Consider the following 22,002-nt stretch of genomic DNA (forward strand, 5'->3'; position numbering starts at 1 on the left):
AAGCTGAGAAAGATTGACCATGAAGAAACAGTGGATCGCTTCCACCTTTTATATCAATTAGAGAACGGATCTTGGACCGTCTATGAAACATTTATCATGGAGTGCAGCGGAGGGGCTCGGCCGTGTTCCGGGGCCTCACACGGCCTCGACGTACAGGCAGTTCCCGACGCGCTGTGCCACGACTGCAAGACCTGGCGCCCCGTCACCTGCACCTGCACCTGCACCTGGCGGCGGTTCGTCCTTCTGACCGTACGCCGGACAGCCGGTCTGCTGGCCATGGGTCACGCGGCATTGGACCGCCTGCGTCTCCGAGCTCTCCGAGGGGGCAGACACCGGGCCTTTGCCGGTCGACCGCGCACGTCCGAGAGACAAGCAGGCTCAGCCGCGGAAGCTCCCGGGCACCGCAGAAGAAGATTGTGGCAACTGGCACGACTCGATGGTGTCCGGCGCGGCAAGGGGGCCGAGGATCGTGCCCTCGCGGCCGTCGCGGCGTAGGGCGGGGCGGGGCGGGGTCAGGTCTCCAAGGAGACGAAGGACGTGCCGTCCAGGTCCATGACCAGCGTCTCGGAGACCAGGGGCCACCGCGCTCGTCGACGAACTGCGTGGTGCACTTTTGGCCGAGGGGTGAAGTGTTCAGCGCGAACAGCGAGGAACGGGCGGACTGGGCAGCGAATTCGCCACAGCGGTCGGTGGTGGCCGGGAGGGGAGAGGTTACCGACGAGGACGGAACGGAACGGGCGCTATTCACGGAGGAGTTGGAGCCGGACTGGGCGGGGACCGGCGACGATCCGGCAGGTATCCCGCGTGAGGGCGGTACGTACGGTTCTCGGGCGCATGGGCGTCACCGGTGGCGGTGGCCTGGTAACGGGAGGGCGGCGCCCTCGATGAAGTGCGGGTCTGTGAAGGCCTGTTCATGACGGTAACGCGTTCTGGGCATGCATGGAGCATGCAGAACCAGAGACATCCCGAGTACTTCGCGTGCGGCCAACTCCATGCTGCCCTGTGGACGCTACGGCGTCTCGCCCTGCCCAGGCAGACACCGCCGGACCCGGAGCAGTACGTCGAGAAGCACCAGGCCTCGGAACTCCTGAAGGACAACACCACGGCCGTGTTCGACCACCTCTGCCAGGCCAAAGCCAGGGGAAACACCCGCGCGGACGCGGCGGTCACCGTCTTCCGTGAGCTCGCCGACCTCCTTCCCGCGAGCGGGAGACTGCCGGACAACACCATGAGCCCTGCACAGGAGAGCGCCTTCGCCGACGGCTACCGCACAAGGTGCGCCGACCACGAGGAGCGGTTCGGGGATGCGCTGAAGTAACACACCCGCGGTACGGGTGGTGGCTCCGGCCTCAGCACGGAGGGGACGGCTCGCGTGCCGGAGAAGGTACGGCGGCTGCGAAGGAGGGTCACGCGAGCAGCTTCTTCACACCGACCACCGATGACTCCTCGGTGAACCGAGGGACACCCCGGCCAAGAGCGGCGGGTGAGCCCCCGACGAGCACCGTCGGAAGCCGCGCCGACAGTATCAACACCCAACTTTCACGCCCCATTCACGCCAATGATCGCATGTTCATGCCACCCTCCCGGATGTCCCGCTCGTTCAATCCGCGTAGATCGGACACCCCATGCCCGCGACGCAGATTCGCCGCCGCTGGAAGGCTGTGGCGCTCGCTACCTCCGCCGTGCTGGCCGGCCTCACCGCGCCAACGCTGACCGCGACCCCGGCGGCGGCCACGACGACGGCGTACGACTCGACGTACTACAAGAACGCGATCGGTAAGACGGGTCCGAGCCTCAAGTCCTCGCTGCACACCATCGTCAGCAGCCAGACGAAGCTCTCCTACTCCGCTGTCTGGGATGCCCTGAAGGTCACCGATCAAGACCCGAACAACAGCAACAACGTGATCCTGCTGTACTCGGGTGTCTCCCGCAGCAAGTCCCTCAACGGCGGCAACACGGGCAACTGGAACCGCGAGCACGTCTGGGCCCAGTCGCACGGCGACTTCGGGACGTCCACCGGTCCCGGCACCGACCTGCATCACCTGCGCCCGGAGGATGTCCAGGTCAACTCCATCCGCGGCAACAAGGACTTCGACAACGGCGGCAGCGCGGTCGCGGGCGGCGGCGGCAGCCTCACCGACGCCAACTCTTTCGAGCCCCGCGACGCCGTAAAGGGCGACGTTGCCCGCATGCTCCTCTACATGGCCGTCCGTTACGAGGGCGGCGACAGCTGGCCCGACCTGGAGCCCAACGACTCCACCACCAACGGCAGCGTCCCCTATCACGGCCGACTGTCGGTGCTGAAGCAGTGGCACGAGCAGGACCCGCCGAGCGCGTTCGAGGAGCGCCGCAACGACGTGATCTACAACTCGTATCAGCGCAACCGCAACCCGTTCATCGACCATCCGGAGTGGGTCGGGGCCATCTGGTAGCCGGGCTCCCTGCGATCTGGTGCACCTCGGTGAGCGCCTCACGCACGCGTGCGAGCAGGAAGCGCAGTTGTGCCGGGGTCGCCCCGGGGGCCGCGATCCTGTCAGCCGCGTGTTCTGGGACTTCGGCGGCCATCTCCAGTCGGACGCGCTCGACGGCGTCGAATGGGCGAAGCACACGACTGTGCTGGCCGCCGTCGTCGCTGCTGCAGGTCGTGCTGTGACCGCGTAGGGCACGCTGAAGTGCGCACAAGTCGCCCACGCCCAGCTCGCCCAGTCCAAGGAGCGGCAGGAGGACAGGGACCGGCTGGCCGAGATCGTTCTGCCAGATATTCGAGCAGCCCCGGGCTACCTGGTGTTTCGCTGCGTGTCAGATCACGTCACTGGCTGCAGACGTCGTCGAAACGGTGGATGGCAGGCGTCATGGCGGGGCACTCGTGGTGGCATGACTGTCGACCACACGCGTGCACCGGTCCTGGAAGCGCTCGTCGAGTACCGTCGTGCGGGTCAGCTCTCGTTCACGCCGCCCGGGCACAAGCAGGCCCGGGGTGCGGATCCCGCCGTGCGGGAGGTTCTGGGCGATGCGGTGTTCATGGGTGACGTCCTGGCTTCCGGTGGGCTCGATGACCGGCTGATGCGGAGGCGGGTCCTGCAGCGTGCCGAGGAGCTGATGGCGGACGCCGTGCACGCCGAGCACACGTTCTTCACCACCTGCGGGAGTTCGCTGTCGGTGAAGGCGGCGATGCTGGCGGTGGCCGGTCCGCACGAGAAGCTGCTGATCGGACGAGACGCCCACAAGTCGGTCGTGGCGGGTCTTGTCCTGTCCGGCATCGAGCCGGTCTGGGTCGAGCCCCGCTGGGATGCGCAGCGGGGCATCGCCCACCCTCCGTCGGCCGAGGATTTCGACAAGGCCTTCCGTGCCCATCCGGACGCCCAGGGAGCGCTGATCACCAGCCCCACCCCGTACGGCGCGAGCGCGGACCTGCGGTCCGTGGCGGATGTCTGCCACCGGCGGGGGGTGCCGCTCGTCGTGGACGAGGCCTGGGGCGCGCATCTGCCTTTCCACGCCGACCTGCCGACCTGGGCGATGGATGCCGGCGCGGACATCTGCGTGACGAGCATCCACAAGATGGGCAGCGGCCTTGAGCAGGGCTCCGTCTTCCACCTGCAGGGGGATCTCGTGCCGCCGCACCTGCTGAAGATGCGCGCGGACCTTCTCGGCACGACCAGCCCCTCGGTTCTGATCTACGCAGGGCTGGACGGCTGGCGGCGGCAGATGGCCCTGCACGGCCACGACCTCGTGGGCGACGCCCTGCGGCTGGCGGGCGAGGTCCGCTCCGCGATCGAGGAGATGGACGGCCTGCACGTCAACGACCGAGCCGACTTCTGCGCCCCGGGACTTGCGGACGACTTCGATCCGCTGCCCGTCATCATCGACATCGCCCAGCTGGGAATCACGGGCTATCAGGCGGCCGACTGGCTGCGTGAGCACCGCGTCATCGACGCCCACCTGACGGACCACCGGCGTATCGGCGCCCAGCTCACGCACGGCGATGACGAGGAGACCGTCCAGCAACTGCTGACCGCTCTCAAGGACCTCACCCACGCGGCACCGGACCTGCCGGACGCGCCAGGCGTAGACGTCCCGTCGCCGAGCGAGCTGCGGATGGAACAGGCGCTCCTGCCGCGGGACGCGTTCTTCGGGCCGGCCGAAGAGGTTCCCGTGGCCAAGGCCGCGGGCCGCATCGCGGCAGAAATGATCACCCCGTACCCGCCGGGCATCCCCGCCATTCTGCCCGGCGAACGCCTCACCGAACCCGTCCTGCGGTACCTGGCAACCGGACACGCCGCAGGTATGAACCTACCCGACGCCGCCGACGCCGAGCTCCGAACGATCCGGGTCACCGAACAGCACAGCGCCTGAGTCCCGGTCGCGGTTCCGGCCCATGAAGACAGGCGGACGCGGTACGAGCCCGCTCTGCGGTCGCCTCGCGGACGGGCTACCCACATGGCGTAGTCAGTGCGGTCCAGGTCAGGTTCCACACGTCGGCCAGTTCGGCGACATGCGGGCGTTCAGCCAGCGCTCGAAGCCCGGCCGCTCGCCGTCGGTGCCGCGCGCCCGGTGTTCTGCGCGCTGGGCCGGCCGTTCATCCGCAGCAGGCCGCATCCCGGGCGGCCGAGCATGCCGCGCATCAGGTGCAAATTGTTCACCGGGGCCGCGGTCCCGGGGTCCTGAGGGGCCGGTAGACACCGTGCAGCCCGGTCGAGATCAGCCGCTCGGCACCGCCCAGGACCTCCGCGGTCCGCCCGATCCCAGTGCTCTGACCGGGTAGGTCCGCCGGCTTGGAGGTTGGAACGGGCGGTTGGGCGACGACCCCTGTTGCGACGCATGTGAGTGGTCGCAGCGGCCACCGCGGCCACCTCATGCCGTCCGCGTCCGCCACGGCCACACCGCCGACCGGGCCGCTTCCTGACGAGCCTTGGAAAAAAGGTCGGGCGGCTGTCGATCCGGCCACGTCCCGTTCGACGTCATGATGTGCGGCGCCTCGCCACACGATGACGCGACCGGACCTGACGAGGAAACACGTGGATCAACTGCTCAGAGTCATGAACTTCAACGTCTCGAGTGACGGAATCGGTGCCGGTGAGCACCAGAGTCTCGACCGGCCGTTCGGCCACGACCATCCCGAGAGGCTGTTCGCCTGGGCCGGAGCCACAGCGAGCTGGCCCATGCGGAAGGATCCCGGGGGGAGCCGGGGCCTCGACGACTACTTCACGCGAGACTTCGCACGCGACGTCGGTGCCGAGATCATGGGCCGCAATAAGTTCGGGCCCCAGCGCGGGCCCTGGCCAGACCACGAGTGGCGCGGCTGGTGGGGGGAGGAGCCCCCGTTCCGCACGCCGGTGTTCGTCATGACCCACCACAAGCGTCCGTCGTTCACCCTCTCCGACACCACGTTCCACTTCGTCGACGGCGAGCCGGCCGCGGTCCTCGAACAGGCGCGGGAGGCTGCGCAGGGCAAGGACGTCCGACTCGGCGGCGGGGTCACCACCATCCGGCAGTTCCTTGAAGCTGACCTCGTGGACACCATGCATGTGGCGGTCTCGCCGGTGAAGCTCGGGGCCGGACTACGACTGTGGGAGTCCCCCGATGAGCTGCGCGACCGATTCCGGCTGGAGGTCGTGCCCAGCCCGAGCGGCGTGACGCACCACCTGTTCTGGCGAAGGTGACGTGAGGGCCGCGGGGAGCAGCGGAACCGCCGGAGCTGCGCGCGGCGCTGCTCGACACCATCTCCCCGCAGGCTCGTTGGGCCGAGACGTCGACGAATCCCGTCAGGGACCGTCCGCCGAGCACCGGCGACACGGCGTTGGATCTTCCCTCTCGGCTGTAGAAGCAGTGGAGGCGGGTGGAGTGGGCATGCGGCATGGTGGGGCGATGGCGATCCTGGGCAGCGCGGCTGCTGCCGTGGTACCCGCGACGAGGCCGGCAACGCCGTCGGCTGGTCCGTACAGCACCGCCATGCCCACGGACTGTCCTGCGGCACCATCCGCTGGGCTGACTCGCAGGGCACCATCGACAGCGGCATAGAAGTGCCAGATGCTCGCTCCGGTTCCGAGAGACACCGCGAGCACGGACGCGGCGGCGGCAGCGTGGACCCGGATGACGAGCGCGCGGGGGCCGGTGAAGATCGCCCGCGGCCGTGCAGGTCAGGCAGGTGAAGGTCTGTCGAGGTGCGACGGCGGTCAGTACGAGGATGGCCTTCGCTTGCTGCGAAAGTCCGGGCACGCATCGACGCCGTCGGCGCGTGCCCGGATTGTGGATTTCACTTTGAGTGTGACGACTCAGGACGCCACCGAGGCAAGGTGTCGTCGTCCCGGACCACCTGACGCCTCCTCAAGCCGTCAGAGGCAGTCGATGAGGGTGACCGTCTCCGTGAGTGGCGCGCGGCCCATACGGGGATCGCGTGCCGTTGGGTCCTCGTATCCGATCGACATGCCACAGAAGAGCATCAGGTCGTCCGGTGGGGACACGATCTCCGCGACGGTCCTGTGGAACTTGGCCCACGCCATCTGCGTGCAGCTGTGCAGCCCCTCGTCGCGCAGCAACAACATGACGCTCTGCAGGAACATGCCAACGTCGGACCACTGTGGCTGCCCGGGAGTGCGGTCGATGTAGCAGAACAGGGCCGCGGGAGCACCGAAGCAGTCCCAATTCGCGGATGCGGCTCTCTGACGCGCTTCCAGATCCTCACGTGGAATGCCGAGTGCACCGTAGCTTCCAGATCCTCACGTGGAATGCCGAGTGCACCGTAGCTTCCAGATCCTCACGTGGAATGCCGAGTGCACCGTAGCGCTGCTTGCCGAAGGCCGATCGACGCTCGGCGTAGGGCGACTTCAGTGCCTTCGCAGACGCGACCACCAGGGCCGAGACACTCGCGGAGAAGCTCGTCGCGTGTACCCGCACCGTGCGGCGCCGCCCGTCGACGTTGACGCAGCGCTCGGGGGGAAGCATCTGCCGTGCTGGCACCCTCACGGCCGCGACGAAGAGCACGGTCGAGGATCCGGCCGTCGCCTGCAAGGCTGTCATGGCGCAGACCGCGGGGCCGTGCAGCCGTCCTCCCCCAACGGCCACTGGCCCCGTACAACTGCGAAGTAACCTGGACGGGCCCCTGTCGAGGCTCTCCTCGCCGAGGGTGCCCCACTGCGGCGCGGCCGTCGGCGTGAAACCTCCGCGTCGCGCCCCAACGCATCGTTTCGCGCCAGCTTTGAGGGCCGGAGCACATGTCCTGGCTGACTAGGGAACGGGACTGCCGGGCTCAAACTGAGGAGACGTCACCGCTCGAGATCGTCGAACTCCGTTTCGGGCACGCCGACCGTCCGGGAGGCCCGTGTCCGCCGCCTCATCAGTTGGGTGGCGGCACGTCGGTCTTCCGGTAGGCGCGGGCGAGTGCCATAAGCGTGCGGGCCTCGCCGAGTCGGTGGCCGGTCTCGCGATGCAGAGCCGAGTGCTGCGGAGCCACGGCCACCGACATCTTGCCGTCCTTGGGCACCCAGACATCATCGATCGCCTAGGCCGCCGGGCCGATCAGCGGCAGACGACGTTCGTTGATCCGCCGCTGCACCGGAACGCATCCCAGGTGGACTGGTTCACCGTCTGCTGCAGGCTTCTGCTCATTGCCGTCCTGAGGCAACACACGCAACATCCCGTTGATCAGAAGACCTAACGGAGTCCTACGGGGGTGGTGGGCCGCGCTGATCCGCCCTTTGGGCAGACGAATTGGCTGCCCAACCCTGCGTAACGAAGATTCCGAGGCCGGCACGCCAGCCAGGTGGATGCCTCAATCCCAGTCGCTGGACCATGAGTTGGTGAGATCGTACGATCCACCTACTTGTCGTTCGTCCCACGCTGGCGACGCAATCCCGGTCGGCTGTCGTTAGGTGTGCGGACCTTCGCGCGTGACCGTCCCCGAGGGCGCGGTCGACGGCGGTCAGGAGACTATGGTGGACGCCTCCCCCATCACGCCGCACCACATGGACCCTGCCGGCGGCTGCCCACACGCAGCCAATGCCCGGCTCTTGGCGCAGCGAACGGTCGTGCCGGTGGTGTTGCCCGGCGGTGTCGACGGCATGGCTGTCCTCGGCCATGCCGCGCTCAAGGAGTTCCTCGCGCACCCGGACGTAGCGAAGAACGCCCGGCATTTCACTGCACTGCGCGAGGGCCGGATAGCCAAGGGCTGGCCGTTGATGACTTTCGCGACGGTGGCGGGCATGACGACCGCGGACGGGGATGACCACCGACGGCTGCGGTCGCTGGTGAGCCAGGCGTTCACCGCCCGGCGTGTCGAGGGGATGCGGCAGTGGATCGAGGAACTGACGGACGCTCTCTTGGACGACCTCGCGGCCGCTGCTGCGAAGGAAGGGGGTGTCTCCGACCTGCGCAGGCACTTCGCCATGCCGCTGCCGATGGGCGTCATCAGCGAACTCCTAGGAGTCGGCCCGGAGCATCGCGATCGGCTGCACGACTTGTCCAATCTGGTGGTGGCCACCGATCTCCAGCCCGAACAGGCCCTCGCAGCCAACCGTGAACTCGTCGCGATCCTGGCTTCCGTGGCCGCGGCCCGCGCCGAGCGGCCCGGCGACGATCTCACCAGCGCCCTCATCGCCGCCCGCGATGAAGCCGGCTCCCGGCTCTCCGAGCAGGAACTTGTCGGCACTCTGCTCATCATGATCATCGCTGGGCACGAGACCACGCTGAACCTCATCACCAACGCTGTACGTGCCCTGTGTGCTCACCCTGACGAGCGCGCGAAGGTCGGCACGGGCGCGGCGAGCTGGTCTGATGTCGTGGAGGAGACCCTGCGCTGGGACTCGCCCGTCAGCTACTTCCCGTTTCGCTACCCGGTTCGTGACCTGGCCGTCGACGGGACGCTGATCCCGCAGGGCACGCCCGTCCTCGCCGGCTATTCCGCGGCGGGCCGGACCAGAGAGCCCACGGACGGGACGCCGACCGTTTCGACGTCTACCGCGCACGCGGAAGTACAGGCCCCCGGCACCTCTCCCTGGGGCACGGAGCCCACTTCTGTCTCGGCGCGCCCTTGGCCCGCTTGGAGGCGACGATAGCGTTGGAGCAGTTGTTCACCCGCTTCCCGGACCTCGATCTCGCTGTGGCCGAGAGTGAATTGCCGCGGCACGCGGGCTTCGTCGGCAACAGCGTAGGAACGCTTCCGGTACGCCTGGTGCGCCGGGCACCCGTCAGCGCGGATCCCAAGCGCGGCTGACGCTGCCGTGGTGCGACCACCGGCAACCGGCTGATCCTTTCGTGCGATCGTCACAGGCGTCAGAGGTAGATGACGCCCCAGGCGAGGTCGAGCCGGTTCTGGTGGAGGTCGGCTCGGAGACAGGGGAAGGCAGGCCTGCGAGGGCAATCCCGGGCCTGCCCCGCTGCAGTGGCATCCGTCCCCCCGCGCCCTGCGACACTGGAAACGCTTCGCTCTCGGCAGCTGCCATTGCCGGCCCGGCGGGGGGGTACGGATGGCCGGGAACAAACGAATTGGCGCTGTGAGGGGGACGGCATGGTGCTGGTAACGGATTTCCGGACGGTGGATCTGCCCGTGAGGGACCGGTTCACGTCGTGGCACGACATGACCTCCAGCGCACTCATCCCCAACGTGATCCGCAGCGACCACGACGCGGACTTCCTGGCGAGCGCGCGGGTGCTGGAGTTGGACGGGGTACGGGTGTCCTCGCTCACCTACCCCGCACTGGAAACGCGCCGGCCGGCCAGCATGGTCCGCAGGTCGGACCCCGAGTCCCTGCAACTGATGATCACCCTGCGGGGCAGTCACCGGATCCTCCAGTCCGGCCTCGACGCCACGAGCGGGCCGGGTGAGGTGCTGCTCTACGACACCTCGCGTCCCTGGCACGGCTGGGCCAGTGCCGGCCGCGGCACCGTGGAGGGGGTGATGGTGCAGTTCCCGAGGGCGCTGCTGCCCCTCCCCGCCGACAAGGTCCGTCGTCTCGTCGGCGAGCCCATGCCGGGTCAGGGCGGGGTGGGTGCCCTGCTGTCCGCGTACCTCACACAGCTCACCGCCGGCGCCGGCGCGTACACCGCGGCGGACGGTGCCCGGCTGGCCGGAGTCACCCTCGACCTGATGACCGCATTCCTGGCTCGGCATCTGGAGGCCGCCGACCAGGTGCCGCCCCACACCCGCTCGAACGTCCAGATGCTGGAGATCCGCGCCTTCATCCACCGGCACCTCGGGGACCCCGAGCTGGCCCCGGGGGCGATCGCGGCCGCCCACAACCTCTCCGTACGCTCCCTGCACCGGCTCTTCCGCGACCAGGGCGTCACGGTGGCCGGTTGGATCCGAGCACGGCGCCTGGAGCGTTGCCGCCGTGACCTGGCCGACCCCCTGCTGCACGCGCGCCCGATCCGCGCCGTCGCCGCCCGCTGGGGGTTCACCGACCCCGCTCACTTCAGCCGTGCCTTCAGGGCGGCCTACGGGCACAGCCCGCAGGCGTACCGCCGGCTGCACCAGTAGCCGGCCGTCCGGCCCCCTGGCGTCCATCGTCAACGGCTTGGCACGCATCTCCAACGACATGCCGCCCGTCACCCCCGACACTCGGCGACGTGCACATCGGCCGGAGGGAGAACGCGTGGCCCGTGACGCGCCGGTCCCGCTCCCGAAGCGTGCCCGGCGCGTCACGAGCCACGCCGACCGGTGTGCCGCACGCGCGCAACCCACACACGACGTCGACGGCCGCACGCCCGGCCGTCAAGTGAAAGGACACGAGTTGAGACTCTCCAAGCGCATCACCGGCGCTCTCATCACCGCGGCCATTGTCTGCGGTGGAGTCATGTCGGCACCGACGGCCGGCGCGTCGGTCGCCAGCGGCTCCATCAGCGGCGCCGACTGGGGCAACGCCGGTGTGAGGAACGACTGGGGCGACGAGGGGCCCTTGGACTACAACTCACACGACTACAGCAGGGCCGTGGCGCTGTGGCAGCTGGTCCTGCGAGCGGAGGGCTTCTACACCGGAGCCATCGACTGCGACTTCGGCCCCGCCACCACCGAGGCCACCAGGGACTTCCAGAGGTGGTACGGGCTCACGGCCGACGGCAGCGCGGGACCCAACACGCTGAGCGTGGCGGACAACTCCCTGCAGGATCTCGGCAATCAGCGCGACATCAGGTACCTCGCCTGGGAGGGCATGGGCTCGGTGGACTTCCGTCGCATCAACGGCGTCTACCACTTCTACCTCAACGGAGCCTGGCGGAGCGCCTCCTACACGTCGGCCTCCGGCTGCTGAACGACCACCTGACAGCGAACGGCAGCTGGGGCGCCAGAAGTTCTGCGGCGCCCTGGCCCCGTGTTGTCACCGGGCCGGACGAACCGTCCAGCCGGTGGACGGCTCACCACCACGGAGACGGCTCATCACCACCGAGAGGGAACGGAACAATCCGATGCACCATGGATCAGCTCATGGCTTCCTCCGCACCCCAAGACAGCTTCACCGTGCTCAGGGAGATCTCCCAGCACACCGACATCAAACTCACCCCGGTCGCCGCGGAAGTCCCCAAACACGCCCAGGGCGCCGCGCTCCCCCACGTAGTGTGCGGGGAACTGCACGCAGCCCTCGCCCGCCACACCACCGGGACACGACCGGACCCCTGACCCAGCGCCGCGGCCAGTCCACCGCCATACACAACGCCTTGGCGCCGGCCACCCGGAGCGCCCCGAACTGCCGTAGAAACGCTCCTCCCCGACAGGGTCTGGCTCCGGTCGCGTGGTGTGGCCACGCTCGGTGATCAGCGGTTGTTCTCGTGGCTGAGCGTGACGCCGGTGGCTGCGACGCCGGGTGCGGTCTCCAGATCGCTGATATCGACCCATAGCAGCAGAGCGTCGGCGAGCTTCTTGTGAACGACGTCGACACAGCCCCCGATGTCGACTGACTCGACATGTCGAGTCAGTCGACATATTGTCGGACGCATGAGCCAGCAAACCGAAGCCGATCGCGTCACGGCGCTGTCCGCACTCATCGGCTGGGCCGAGCGCAGAGAACGCCTGGCCTCCGACCGGGCCGACCGCGTGGCCGACGCCTGGCGCACCGGCACCCGGAGCGTCGCCGAGCTGGCCAGACTGGCCCGCGTCTCACGCGACACCGTCTATGCCGATCTCGCCGAGCGCGGCATCGAGGTGAGCAAGCGGGGCGAGCCCGTCGCAGGACCACTCACCGGCCGGGGCGAGCCCCTGGACGCGGAATCCGTTCGCGCGATCGCGCGGATCGCGGATGCCGTCACCCGCCCCGCCTACGTCCACGATCCGGCCGACCCCCTCACGCGTGCCGGTCTCGCCGCTTCCGGGGCCCTGCGAACTGTCGCCGACGTGCTGGACCCACCGGTGGACCAGGGACCGGGCTGGGAGCCGAAGGAGACCCTGCCGGACCTGGCGGGGCAGGGACAGGCCGTCACCCACCACGCCCACCGGGCGCTGGCCCAGTCCGCTCAACGCGCAGAACTCGCGGCTTGCGCCGACCTCCGGCGCCGCTCGCTCCTGCATACCGGCCGAAACGCCGTCACTGACGCCGCGACACTCACGGTGACCGTGCCGACAGGTGAGACGGTCACCGTGAGCCTGGCCACCGACGAGACAGGCTGGACCACCCTCTCCAGCGACAGCGCCCTGATCCGCGACGACGCGGACTCTCTCGACCACCTGGAGGTGCAGGCCGCGTTGCACGTCCTGGCTCAGGTCATCACCCGACACCTTTCCGAACAAGCTCTCACCCCACGCCGCAAGGACGCGCTGCCCGGCACCCCGCCGCCGCGCACCCGCTCCACGTCATAGCCAATGGCCGTGCCGGGCCGCCCCAGCGGGAACTGCCCGCCCCAGGGCTGCCGCCGGTGTCACATCAGCGACACCTCAGCCCCGGACGGAGCCACCGCTCCCACACAGGACCACACTCCGGCTGTCCCGCGCTGCCCCCGCCGCTCCCCCGGCGGTGTCATGACGAGTTGGCGAGTGACCGTACTCAGCGCCGAGGACCGTCGATGGGCAGGCAGGTGTGAGCCCTTCTACAAACCATGCCGACAGCGCCCTCAGCTGAAGGGCTGCTGTCCCCTAACTCCCAGCCGGCGTGGAGAGCACTGACTTCTCCTCTCCGGACGTCTGCCGGTCCACAGGACCTTGCCAGCGCAGCAGCCAACCGCTCCCGGCAGGGAGCTTGTTCCGGCCTCATCCGGGGCAAGTCACGTGGGGTGAGGACGGCCTGGACGAGCGCGGTGACGCGGGAGGTGCTGCTCCGCTTCGTGGGCGAGGAAGTCGGTCGCGCCCCGGGAGGTGGGCCGTTAACCTCCGCCGGAGCGGAATGAGGTACGGCACGCGACCGAGAAGGGAAAACCGTGCATGGAGATCGAGGGCGTACGGACCGACCGTCTGGGCCTGCTGCTCGACCAGTTCGACAAGGCCAGGGAGATGGCCGGGGTGCGGCTGGCGGGGCTCGGCGACGAGGAGTATCTGTGGGAGCCGGTGCCCGGCTGCTGGTCGCTGCGGCGGCGTGACGAGGCGACGACGCCGCGGGCGTTCGGGCCCGGCGAGTGGGTGATGGACCTGGGCGCCGCAGACATCCCGGCGAGCGAGTACGCGGAGGTCGCTCGGCAGGCGGCCGGCGGCATGCCGGTGGAGAAGATCGCCGAGGACTGGAGCGTGACCGTCGAGCGGGTCGAGCAGATCCTGGCCCACACCGGCGAACCGGAACCGGACAAGACGCCGGTCACGACCATCGCGTGGCGACTGGGACACCTCCACCATGAGTTCGCGGGCAACTGGGAGTGGACCTTCGGCGAACGACGCCAGGATCCGAAGCAGATGATCGACTTCTCCCCCTCGGCGGCCCTGACCCTGGAGCGCTTCTGGCCGGTGATCGACCGCTGGCGCGCCGACATCGGCGCCCTCACCGAGGACCAGCTCGACACGGTCGGCCTCTCGCAGTACCCCTACGGCTCCAACCCCGAGGAACCCTTCATCTCCGTACTGTGGGGAGCCAACCTCGAATTCATCCATCACATGGCCGAGATCGCATTGCTCCGCGACCTGTGGCAGGCCCGCTTCACCACACCCCGATAGACCTGCGGCGTAAGCACCGCCGATCCACGCAAATCAACGGAGCCCGCACCGATCGAGAGGACCCCCACCGTCAGGCAGCCGGTCACGATGCGATCAGAAGCGGCCCTTGACCGATGAGTACAGGGTTTCCACGCTGCGCCGGGTGCCGTCGCTCCCCCCGTGAAGTTCGTACGGGGGTTCAGACGGAACGTACTGCCGTCAGCGCGACGTACGCGAACGTACGTGTTGCCGGTGTAGGTGCCGCTGACGTAGAGCTCATTGGGCCTGCCGCCCAGTGCCACCTCGTCGAGCGGATCCGCCCACAGGAGCCCTTTGTCGCGGACCGACCAGTAGGCGCTCTTGACCAGGAGCACCCGGCGGTCGGTCACCCCCGAGGACGGCGCGCCGGAAACCGGCACCGAGGTACCCCGACAGGGCCACCTTCAGTGTCTCTTTACGCAGATAGGGGTGCAGGGCCCGCTTCAGCTCGGACTCGCTCATGACGACCCTCCGTCGGCCGGTGCGTGCATGCCTGGCACAGTGCCTCGGCCGAGTGCACATCCTCGTCGGTGTCCGCACGACCGTGCACACTCCGAGGATGCAGGCCGCACCGGCCGCGAGTCACACTCAGCGTTCTACCGGAACCCTCCACCGGGCGGGGACGAAACCCAGTAGTTGATCACAATTCAGACAGGGCCTGAGCGGCTTGTGGCGACGGGGCGCGTTCTCGCGTTGGTGCCGACGCTGGCGGTGCCGGCGCAGACGGTGAAGCGTGGAGGACGCCGGGCACAACGGGCCGGTGAATGCCGTGTCGCCCGGCGCGGCACCGGGCACGGCTCCGGCCTGGGCATGTACCGCTGCGTCGTGGAAGGAACGAGCGCGCTGCCGCACTGGTCCCGCCGCCTGCGCATCCGTTGTGAGATCCGCGACGACCTCCACCAAGCGTTCGTCACCCTCGGTTTCGCCGTCATCTGCTGGCGACGACTGCGCACCGCACTTTGCTGAGAGTAGGGGCAGGCGATGCCCCCCAGGGGATGGCCTGCTCGATACGTCAGACCGCATGCGTGGCCTTCAGGCCCGCGCGGCCTCACATCCGGGATGTGAGCACGTCGACCTCACAGCCCGGCGCGGAGGGGTCGAAGCCGTGCTCGATCAGCCAGCGAACCCCCAGCAGGCTTCGCAACGACCACCACGCGTGGACCACGTCGAGGTCGATGTCGATGCCATAGCCGGCGATGACGTCGTCGAGGTGCTCCTCGTGTCCGAGCGTGAAGGTGGCGAGGTCGTACAGGGCATCACCCTGGCCGGCCTCGGACCAGTCGATGATGCCCGTGACCTCGTCGCCGTCGCCGAAGACGTGCGCGATCTGCAGGTCGCCGTGCGTGAACGCCGGAGTCCACGGCCGGAGCGCGGCCTCGGCGACCTGGCGGTTGCGCGTGACCAGGTCAGCGGGCAGGACGCCGTTCGTCACGAGCAACTCGCACTCGTCGTCGAGTTCCGCCGCCAGCGCGACGATGCTCCGGCCGGCCCGTCCCGGCCGGGACGGCAGCGGCGCGTCGTGCAGCTTCCGGATGGCGGTGCCCGCCGCGGCCCACGCCGCCGGCGACCCGGTCGACGGCCCGCCGAGGCTCCCAAGCGTCGTCCCCGGGAGTGCGACGGTCGCGAGCACGGGCGGCTTGCGCCACAGGACCTCCGGGGTCGGGACCGGCGCGAGGGACATCGCCTCGACCTCGACGTCGATGCGCGCCTGATCGGCGTCCACCTTCAGGAAGACGTCGCCGACGCGCAGAGTCGCACGCTCGGAGTGGGCCGCGACGACTTCGACCTCATCCATGGGCGACCAGTATCCCGGGGACGATCGCCGACGTCGCCGGGTTTTCGCGTGTGATCACGCCGCTGACCGCGTCCCCCTACTCAGCGGCCTCGTGCACGACCGACCTCTGACCAGGTCATGCCCACCACTTTTGTCAGGAGTCCTGAGCGACAGTGAGCACGATCTTGCCCTGGATGTGTCCCCGGGCGATGCGCTCGTGTGCCGCCCGGGCCTCCGCGAGCGGGAACGTGCTGTCGATCGCGACGCGAATCTTCCCCGCGTCGACCAAGCTCTCCAGTTCGGCGAGCTGCGCGCCGCTCGAGCGGACCGTCACGGCCGTGACCGTGACACCCAGCTTCGCGTTCTCCTCGTCGTCGAACTGGCCGAAGTACACCGGGTAGAGGGACCCGCCGCGCTTGAGGGTGCGCAGGAAGCGCCTGCTGTCGGGACCCCCGACGGCGTCCAGGACCAGGTCGACGTCCCGGACGACCTCCTCAGGCCGCTCCTTGGTGTAGTCGATGAACTCGTCGGCGCCGAGCTCGCGCAAGAACGTCTCGTGGGTGCCGGAGGCCACGGCGATGACGCGGGCCCCCTTCCACTTGGCCAGCTGGAGCGCGAGGTGCCCCACGCCACCGGCAGCGCCGTTGATGAGCACCGTGCTCCCGCTGTCGAGTGCCATCGGGCGGTGCTGGGCTTCTTGGAACGGCGAGGGGTGATCGTGCCCGAGCTCGATCAAGAACTGCCACGCCGTCAGCCCCGACATGGCCAGGGCGGCGGCGTGCACGTGGTCGATGCCGGCCAGCTTGCGGGCGAGGTCGGACGACGGCGCGGTGACGAACTCGGCGTACGCGCCGCTCTGGAGAACGGTGGGGAAGCGCAGAAGGCCGACCACCTCGTCTCCGACCGCGAAGCCGTTGACGTCGGCGGCGACGGCTTCCACGACGCCTGAGACGTCGGTCCCCGGAATGAGGGGCAGATGGAACTGAGGCCTGAGCTCGGGGGGTATGTCGGGCATCCCCTCACGCGCGTACCGGTCAGGTGGGTTGACGCCGACCGCGTGCACGCGCACGAGCACCTCACCCGGCCCTGGCTCCGGAACCGGCACGTCCTCGTGACGCAGCACTTCAGGACCGCCGAACTCGCGCAACCGGATCGCCTTCATAGTCTGTTTCGGCACAGCGCGCTCTCCTGCGTGTCTCGCGGGGTAAACTAAGTGAACCAATGGTCCGTTTTTCCGGACCATTGATCCGAATATATGGACCACTGATCCGGAAGTCAAGAGGGACAGATGCGAGCCGACGCCAGGAAGAACCGCGACCACCTGCTCGCAGTGGCGGGCGCCGCCATCGGCGAGCAGGGCGTCGACGTATCACTGCGCGACATCGCGCGCCGGGCCAATGTCGGGCTCGCGACGCTGCTGCGGCACTTTCCGACTCGCGAGGCGCTGCTCGACGCCCTGCTCCACACGAGCTTCGACGCGCTGACCGCCAAGGCAGGCGCCCTCGAAACGTCCAGCTCGCCGGGCGATGCTCTCGTTTCATGGCTGCGCGACTGCGTCGGGTGGACAACTGAATACCGGGGCGCGGTCGTATTGATGGCAGCCGCCATCGAGGACCCCGAGTCCGCACTCCACGCTTCGTGCGTCACTGTGCGCGCGGCCGGTGCGCGGCTCCTCACCCGCGCCCAGGCTGCGGGCATGGCGCGGACGGACATCGATGGCGCCGATTTGTTCGCGCTGGTGGAGGCGCTCGCCTGGCTCGGCGATCAGCGCTCGCTCGCGCCACGCGCCGATCGCCTCTTCGACGTTGTCACAAGCGCGATCCTGACCAGCACAGCGAGCAGCGACACCCACGAAGAAGACCGCCCTCGCGCCCGTAACTGAGATCGTCGCGCACGCGGACCGGCGAACTCGGCCGCGCGCCCGGCAAGGGCGGGATCGACGCCGAGTTCGTCAGGGCGCCGAGGGTCACCGGCACCGAGCCGCGTGCCTGCGGGAGAGGGCCGCGGCCGCCCCGACCGGCTGACGAAGGCAGCGCGTACGGACAGTTCGAGGCCCAGGGCGTCCCGCAGCGCGAGCATCGATAGGACATCAATCGCACATGGTTGGACGGCGTCATCCGCCGCTCCGCGTACCACTCGGTGACATGGCCGCGCCGGCATCAGGTGTTCCGCAGGTGTTTGGTGCTTGCCCGGCAGTTGTCGGAGGACCGCACGGGGGCCGAGCGGCGCTCCACGGACGCCGGCATCGGCACTGCTGGAGGGCGGGCGGGTCCTGAGTTGAGCGGCTGCGGATGCCGCCGGCGAAGTCGACAGGCACGGCGATGGCCCGTGCGATGCAGCTCACCGGCGTTCGGACTGGAGCGGGTGAGTCTTCGCGGTGCCGGTGACCGGGCCGAACACGCTGGCAAGGTTAGGGCCCGTGAGCAAGGCCCAGATGATCTAAGCGGAACTGAACTACGGCGCCGCGCACCTGCTGCCCGCGCGAGTGACGCACGAAGCCTGGAGTGCGGATGCGGTCTCCTCGATGCCGGCCGCCATCAGCGAGATCACGCCCCGGTACTCGGTTGTCCACACGACGCAGCCGCGTAGCGACGAAGCGACAGCCACATCAGGCGCTCTCGGCGTCTCGACCTCACCCGCCTTTACCGTCAGTTCGTCGGAGCTCGCCTGGAGCAGGGCATCGAGCAGCACCTCGCGTACCGGCGAGCGGCGTCGCGAGTCCGCCCTCGGCTTTGCGCGCCATGTCGCTGAGCCGCATCGTCGCTCTGCCGTGATGGCGGGGCCCGCTATTGCGAGCGGTGGCTCGCGGGTCTTCCCCGCGTCGGTTCGCATCTTGCCCCTTCTTGACTTCCGGATCAGTGGTCCATATATTCGGATCAGTGATCCGGGAAAAGGGACTAATGGTTCAAGTGGGGCCAATGGTTCAGTCGGACCGTGGCGAACGAGCCACCCCTCCCCGGCCGTCATCGCCGTCCGCCGCAGCGGCCGCGGACAAGCAGGCGCCCCTGCTGCGACCACTACCTGTTGAACCGGTGACGCATTGGATGCGGATTTCACCGACGTCAAGAAAACAAGGACATCCCCATGAATCTGAAGCTCGAAATGATCGTGCTGCCCGTCTCCGACATCGACCGGGCCAAGGCCTTCTACGAGAAGGTCGGATTCCGCCTGGACGTCGACTACACGGCCAGCGAGGACGTCCGGGTGGTGCACTTCACGCCGCCCGGCTCCGAGTGCTCGATCATCTTCGGTGAGGGGATGACCCCCATCGCGCCCGGCTCGTTCCAGGGCCTGTACCTCGTCGTCTCCGACATCGAGGAGGCCCGCGCGGAGCTCACCGGCCGGGGCATCGAGGTCAGCGAGATCTTCCACGACGCGGGCGGCCTCTTCCACGGCCACGCGAGCGGGGACGTCACCCACCGCAGCCCTGGCCAGGAGCGGCGGGCCGGCCCGCACCCCGAGCGCGCCTCCTACGCCTCCTTCCTCACCTTCAGCGACCCGGACGGCAACGGCTGGGTGCTCCAGGAGATCACGCAGCGCCACCCCGGCCGCTGACAACCCCGACAAGCCACCTTCCAAGGGCCGCAAAGGGCCGCGTACGGGCCGGACGGCAGCCGGTCCGGCCCAACGGTTCTCGCGGTCCGGGCCGAAGGTCGGCACCGGACCGCCGGGCGTGGGCAACGGTGCTCTCCGCCGACGGGTCCCGCCGCCACGGGGCCGCGCCGGGCGCCGCAGGCGCCGCGGGCGCGAGAGACGGCTTTGCCGCCAGGGCCTTCCCAACCGGTGGCCACCCCCTCCAGCCGGTGCGGTGTGGCCGCCCCGGCACCGTCCGGCGGCGGGAAGCGCCGACACACGGCCGGCAATGGGCCGCCGCCATCGGCATGTCGACCAAGTCACAAAAGCAATGAGGAACGAAACGGTGAGGACCGAAAAGTGAGGAACGCAGCAGTGATGAACGAGACAACCCGCACCTATGACGTGATCGTCATCGGCGCAGGGCCGGTCGGCGAGAACGTGGCCGAACGCGCCCGAGCCGCAGGGCTCAGTACCGTGATCGTCGAGCGGGAACTCCTCGGCGGTGAGTGCTCGTTCTGGGCCTGCGACCCCAGCAAGGCGCTGCTGCGGCCGGTGGTGGCACGTGCCGACGCGAGCCGCGTACCAGGACTCGACCCGGCGGTGGCCGGCCCACTGGACGTCGAGGCGGTCCTCGCACACCGAGACAGGATGTCCTCCTACTGGAAGGACGAGGACCAGGTCGACTGGCTGAACTCGGTCTCCGTCGACCTCATACGCGGCCACGGCCGCCTCACCGGCCCCAAGCAGGTGGCCGTGGAGACCCCTGAGGGCGACAGCATCGCCTTGACCGCCCGGCACGCCGTCGCCGTTTCCACCGGCACCCGCGCCGCCCTGCCCCCCATCCCCGGATCCGACACCGTACGTCCCTGGACCAGCCGCGAGGCCACCACCGCCGACAAGGTGCCCGGCCGCCTCGCCGTCGTCGGCGGTGGCGTGGTGGCCGTCGAGATGGCCACCGCCTGGCAGGCGCTCGGCTCCCAGGTGACCATGCTGGTCCTCGAGAACGGGCTCCTCGAGCGGATGGAGCCGTTCGCCGGCGAACTGGTCGCGGACGGACTGCGCGAAGCAGGCGTCGACATCCGCTTCGACACCACCGTCACCTCCATGGCCCGCGAGGAGGGCGAGGTGCGGATCACGCTGTCCGATGGCGGGCAGCTGGCAGCGGACGAGATCCTGCTGGCGACCGGACGCGCTCCGCAGACCCGCGACGTCGGCCTGGAGACCGTCGGTCTCACCCCTGGCGACTGGCTGACCGTCGACGACACCTTCCAGGTCACCGGCGTCGAGGGCGGCTGGCTCTACGCCGTCGGCGACGTCAACCGCCGTGCCCTGATGACGCATCAGGGCAAGTACCAGGCCCGGATCGCCGGCACCGTCATCGCCGCCCGTGCCAAGGGAGAGCCCGTTGACGACGCCCCCTGGGGCGCGCACGTGGCCACCGCCGACCACGCTGCCGTCCCCCAGGTCGTCTTCACCACCCCCGAGGTCGCCTCCGTCGGCATGACCAGCCGCGAGGCCAAGCAGAGCGGGCGCAGCATCGAGGTCGTCGACTACGACCTCGCCCGCGTCGCCGGCGCCCACCAGTACGGCGAGGACTACCGCGGCCGGTCCCGCATGCTGATCGACACCGATCTCAACACCGTTGTGGGCGTCACCTTCGCCGGCCCCGGAGTCGGGGAACTCGTCCACTCGGCCACCATCGCGGTCGCCGGCGAGGTGCCCCTGGACCGGCTCTGGCACGCCGTCCCCGCCTTCCCCACCCTCGGCGAAATCTGGCTGCGGCTGCTGGAGACCTACCGCGGCTGAGAAATGCTCCGGCCGGCATGCGGGACGGTCCTGGCCTTCGCCGGGCGACCCGGCCGTCCCCGGGCGGCCGGGCGACCCGGCCGTCCCCGGGCGAGGAGCGATCCCCCACCCCGGTGGCCGGCAGTTTCCTCCAGGCGACGTGCCCGCCCCGCCATGAGTGCGCACAGAGGGACGCGGCAGCCAAGAACCACCTCTGGGACTGTTTCACCGCGAACGAGCGGCAGATTCCGGCCTGGACGGCGACCGTCACGCCCGCGACTGCGCCGCGGACTTTCTCGCCACGGCCGCCCCCTCGGTCACACCGCGCGCCGGCAGCAGCTGCCGGTGCGGCTGCCTCCGGCCCTCCGGGTCATCGGCGCGGGCTGCGTCCGGCCGCCGTCTCCGACGTCGGTCTCGTCTCGGTCGCCTCCCTCATCGGGTCGGCCGACTCGCCCTCCTGCCCTCGCTCACCACCCGCGGACTGAGCGGGCTCAGCCGGTCATCACCGACGCCTCCGCCAGCCGCGCCGCCACCGTCGACCCCGTCTGGCACCGGGCCCGATCGTGCTCGCCCGCCGTGCGGGAGGCCGACAGCCCAGCGCTCAGGGCGGAGACCGTCAGCACCGGCGACCTCCTCCCCGGCGTCCGGGCATCCGACGCGCCACACCGGGCACGTTCAAGATCAGGACCTACAGTTGAAGTACGTGACGGACCTGGCGGGAGGCGGGCTGAACCGGTCGGTTCGGCTGCCGGACGAGCGTTCCCCTCGCCGGCACGGGGCGGGCAGGGATGGA

Annotated in this window: 17 protein-coding genes and 2 pseudogenes; 14 read left to right on the plus strand and 5 right to left on the minus strand. The window is 69.3% G+C overall.

The features are described from left to right. Positions 1-946 precede the first annotated feature (946 nt). From AB0O67_RS18935 to AB0O67_RS18950, 4 genes are all read left to right on the plus strand, one after another. Positions 947-1,318 carry a hypothetical protein gene (locus AB0O67_RS18935; protein ID WP_365451423.1) on the plus strand — a complete coding sequence of 124 codons (372 nt, stop codon included), beginning with the start codon at positions 947-949 and terminating at the stop codon, positions 1,316-1,318. A 307-nt stretch (positions 1,319-1,625) separates the two neighbouring features. Beyond that, the gene (locus tag AB0O67_RS18940; RefSeq protein ID WP_365451425.1) at positions 1,626-2,432 is read left to right on the plus strand and encodes an endonuclease; all 807 of its coding nucleotides are present in this window, start codon (positions 1,626-1,628) and stop codon (positions 2,430-2,432) included. A gap of 442 nt (positions 2,433-2,874) precedes the next feature. Beyond that, the gene (locus AB0O67_RS18945) at positions 2,875-4,353 is read left to right on the plus strand and encodes an aminotransferase class I/II-fold pyridoxal phosphate-dependent enzyme (RefSeq protein WP_365451427.1); all 1,479 of its coding nucleotides are present in this window, start codon (positions 2,875-2,877) and stop codon (positions 4,351-4,353) included. A 662-nt stretch (positions 4,354-5,015) separates the two neighbouring features. Next, positions 5,016-5,660, plus strand: coding sequence for a dihydrofolate reductase family protein (locus AB0O67_RS18950; RefSeq protein ID WP_365451429.1), 645 nt, complete (start codon positions 5,016-5,018; stop codon positions 5,658-5,660). Between the two features lie 672 nt (positions 5,661-6,332). Here AB0O67_RS18950 and AB0O67_RS18955 read toward each other — a convergent pair. Beyond that, positions 6,333-6,828: pseudogene (locus AB0O67_RS18955) on the minus strand (nitroreductase family protein); the annotation flags it as partial. Positions 6,829-7,333: 505 nt separating this feature from the next. Beyond that, the gene (locus AB0O67_RS18960) at positions 7,334-7,480 is read right to left on the minus strand and encodes a hypothetical protein (protein WP_365451431.1); all 147 of its coding nucleotides are present in this window, start codon (positions 7,478-7,480) and stop codon (positions 7,334-7,336) included. 448 nt (positions 7,481-7,928) lie between these two features. Here AB0O67_RS18960 and AB0O67_RS18965 point away from each other — a divergent pair. The 7 genes and pseudogenes from AB0O67_RS18965 (at position 7,929) to AB0O67_RS18995 (ending at position 15,040) form a co-directional block, all read left to right on the plus strand. Next, positions 7,929-9,208, plus strand: a pseudogene (locus AB0O67_RS18965) (cytochrome P450). A gap of 294 nt (positions 9,209-9,502) precedes the next feature. Beyond that, a complete protein-coding gene (locus AB0O67_RS18970; RefSeq protein WP_365451433.1) occupies positions 9,503-10,471 on the plus strand; it encodes a helix-turn-helix domain-containing protein in 969 nt (322 codons plus the stop codon). A gap of 253 nt (positions 10,472-10,724) precedes the next feature. Continuing rightward, positions 10,725-11,240, plus strand: coding sequence for a peptidoglycan-binding domain-containing protein (locus AB0O67_RS18975; RefSeq protein WP_365451435.1), 516 nt, complete (start codon positions 10,725-10,727; stop codon positions 11,238-11,240). Between the two features lie 173 nt (positions 11,241-11,413). Next, positions 11,414-11,605: a hypothetical protein gene (locus tag AB0O67_RS18980; RefSeq protein WP_365451437.1), complete on the plus strand. Its 192-nt coding sequence runs from the start codon at positions 11,414-11,416 to the stop codon at positions 11,603-11,605. A gap of 315 nt (positions 11,606-11,920) precedes the next feature. Then, on the plus strand, positions 11,921-12,778 hold the full coding sequence (locus tag AB0O67_RS18985) for a hypothetical protein (protein WP_365451439.1): 858 nt from the start codon (positions 11,921-11,923) through the stop codon (positions 12,776-12,778). A gap of 558 nt (positions 12,779-13,336) precedes the next feature. Further along, entirely contained in the window at positions 13,337-14,056 is a 720-nt protein-coding gene (locus AB0O67_RS18990) for a DinB family protein (protein ID WP_365451441.1), read from the plus strand. Between the two features lie 714 nt (positions 14,057-14,770). Then, positions 14,771-15,040, plus strand: a complete 270-nt coding sequence (locus AB0O67_RS18995) for a hypothetical protein (protein WP_365451443.1) — start codon at positions 14,771-14,773, stop codon at positions 15,038-15,040. Between the two features lie 82 nt (positions 15,041-15,122). Here the strand turns inward: AB0O67_RS18995 and AB0O67_RS19000 are convergent, their stop codons facing one another. Together AB0O67_RS19000 and AB0O67_RS19005 are read right to left on the minus strand one after the other, a co-directional pair. Beyond that, complete coding sequence (locus tag AB0O67_RS19000) at positions 15,123-15,869, minus strand: phosphotransferase (protein ID WP_365451445.1); 747 nt, start codon at positions 15,867-15,869, stop codon at positions 15,123-15,125. 133 nt (positions 15,870-16,002) lie between these two features. After that, complete coding sequence (locus AB0O67_RS19005; RefSeq protein ID WP_365451447.1) at positions 16,003-17,025, minus strand: NADP-dependent oxidoreductase; 1,023 nt, start codon at positions 17,023-17,025, stop codon at positions 16,003-16,005. Positions 17,026-17,136: 111 nt separating this feature from the next. Here AB0O67_RS19005 and AB0O67_RS19010 point away from each other — a divergent pair, with 111 nt between their 5' ends. From AB0O67_RS19010 to AB0O67_RS19020, 3 genes are all read left to right on the plus strand, one after another. Further along, positions 17,137-17,730, plus strand: coding sequence for a helix-turn-helix domain-containing protein (locus AB0O67_RS19010; protein WP_365451449.1), 594 nt, complete (start codon positions 17,137-17,139; stop codon positions 17,728-17,730). A gap of 1,202 nt (positions 17,731-18,932) precedes the next feature. Further along, a complete protein-coding gene (locus AB0O67_RS19015; RefSeq protein WP_365451451.1) occupies positions 18,933-19,403 on the plus strand; it encodes a VOC family protein in 471 nt (156 codons plus the stop codon). 396 nt (positions 19,404-19,799) lie between these two features. Beyond that, complete coding sequence (locus AB0O67_RS19020; protein WP_365451453.1) at positions 19,800-21,230, plus strand: NAD(P)/FAD-dependent oxidoreductase; 1,431 nt, start codon at positions 19,800-19,802, stop codon at positions 21,228-21,230. A 470-nt stretch (positions 21,231-21,700) separates the two neighbouring features. On the opposite strand, the gene AB0O67_RS19025 is transcribed toward AB0O67_RS19020, so the two are convergent. After that, the gene (locus AB0O67_RS19025) at positions 21,701-21,832 is read right to left on the minus strand and encodes a hypothetical protein (RefSeq protein WP_365451455.1); all 132 of its coding nucleotides are present in this window, start codon (positions 21,830-21,832) and stop codon (positions 21,701-21,703) included. Positions 21,833-22,002: the final 170 nt, after the last annotated feature.

This window comes from Streptomyces sp. NPDC086077 (assembly GCF_040686175.1).
Lineage (GTDB): Bacteria > Actinomycetota > Actinomycetes > Streptomycetales > Streptomycetaceae > Streptomyces.